1 protein-coding gene is annotated in these 2,015 nt (G+C 69.1%); it reads left to right on the top strand.

Annotated elements, in window-relative coordinates; genetic code table 11:
- A partial coding sequence (locus tag PV766_RS23995) for a condensation domain-containing protein (protein WP_421098116.1) occupies nucleotides 1-2,015 on the top strand: 2,015 nt, incomplete at both ends.

Below are 2,015 nucleotides of genomic sequence, written 5' to 3'. Positions count from 1 at the left end.
CTGCGCGCGATGGATGCGCTGCGTGATGTCGCGGTGATCGCCCGGGAGGACGAGCGGGTCGGCACGCAGCTGGTCGCGTATGTCGTGCCCGCCGAGGCGGAGGCTCTCGATGTGGCGACCGTCAGAAGCGACCTGGCGAAGCGGGTGCCGTCGTACATGGTGCCGTCGGCGTTCGTGACGCTCGATGCGTTGCCGCTGAACGTCAACGGCAAGCTCGACCGCAGGGCCCTGCCCGAACCGGTCTTCGAGACCCGCGAATTCCGGACCCCGGTCAGCCCGGCCGAACAGGCCGTCGCCGCGGTCTTCGCCGAGGTACTCGGCGTCGAACAGGTCGGTCTCGACGACGACTTCTTCGAACTCGGCGGCAACTCGCTGCTCGCCACCCAGGTGGCCTCCCGGCTCGGAGCCGCACTCGGTGCGAAGGTTCCGGTGCGCGCCCTGTTCGAGAACACCGCTGTCGAATCGCTCGCCGGTGCGGTCGAGTCGCAGCGTGGCGACGACCGCCGGCCTCTCGAAGCCGTCGAGCGGCCCACGCGGATCCCGCTGTCGCTCGCGCAGCAGCGCATGTGGTTCCTCAACCGCTTCGACACCGAGTCGTCGGCCTACAACGTGCCGATCGCGATCCGGCTCACCGGCGATCTCGACGTCGACGCGTTGCAGGCAGCAGTCGGCGACGTCGTGGCCCGCCACGAATCGCTGCGCACCTTCTACCCGGAGACCGAGGACGGTCCCGTCCAGGTCATCGTGCCGGCCGCGCAGGCGGTTCCCGACCTGACTCCGGTGGACGTCGCGGAGACGGACATCGTCACCGCGGTGCAGGAACTCGCGGCGACGATCTTCGACGTCACCACGGCCGTGCCGCTGAGTGCGCGACTGTTCCGGGTCCGCGAATCCGACTACGTCCTCGCCTTCGTGGTCCACCACATCTCCGCCGACGGCTCGTCGATGGGTCCGCTCACGCGCGACCTCATGACGGCCTACGTCGCGCGGTCGCAGGGCGACGCCCCGGCATGGGAGCCGCTGTCGGTGCAGTACGCCGACTTCGCCATCTGGCAGCGCGAGGTGCTCGGCGACGAGGACGACCCGGAAGCGCTCGCCGCCAAGCAGGTCGAGTACTGGAAGCAGGCCCTCGCCGGCCTGCCCGACCAGCTCGATCTCCCGAGCGACCGGCCACGCCCCGCGGTCCAGTCGTTCCGGGGCGGCCGCGTCGACTTCACCGTCGAGGCCGAACTCCACCGACGCCTCGCCGATCTCGGCCGGCGCACGAACACCACGATGTTCATGGTGCTGCACACCGCGTTCGCGGTGTTCCTCGCACGCATGTCCTCGAGCGACGACATCGCGATCGGCACGCCGATGGCCGGTCGCGGCGAGCGCGAACTCGACGACCTGATCGGCATGTTCGTCAACACGCTGGTGTTCCGGACCCACGTCGATTCGGACGCGTCGTTCACCGAACTCCTGGGCAGGACCCGTGAGGCCGACCTCGGCGCGTTCGCGAACGCCGACGTGCCGTTCGAGCGGCTCGTCGAGGTGCTCAACCCCGCACGATCCACGGCACGCCACCCGCTGTTCCAGGTGGGTCTGTCGTTCCAGAACCTCGCGCAGGCCGCACTCGAACTCCCCGGTCTCACCATCTCCGGCCTCGACACCGACATGGAGATCTCGCAGTTCGACCTGCACCTGATCGTCACCGACCGCTACAGCGGCGACGGCACGCCCACGGGCATCACCGGCTACTTCACCTATGCGACCGATCTGTTCGACGAATCGACGGTCGCGGAGTTCGCCGCCCGGTTCATCCGCGTGCTCGACGCCGTGGTCGACGACCCGGCCCTGCCGGTCGGCGACCTGCCGATCCTCGACACCGCGGAGACCACGCGCGTGCTCGAGGCGTGGAACGACACCACACACCCCACCGGGTCGGCGACCCTGGTGGATCTGTTCGACGAGCAGGTTTCGCGGGTGCCGGATGCGACGGCGTTGGTGTTCGAGGGTGGGTCGCTGACCTATGC

The sequence above is a fragment of the Rhodococcus sp. As11 genome (genome assembly GCF_048957735.1).
In the GTDB taxonomy this organism is placed as follows: Bacteria; Actinomycetota; Actinomycetes; order Mycobacteriales; family Mycobacteriaceae; genus Rhodococcus; species Rhodococcus gordoniae.
This window is presented reverse-complemented; position numbering and strand designations above follow the sequence as displayed.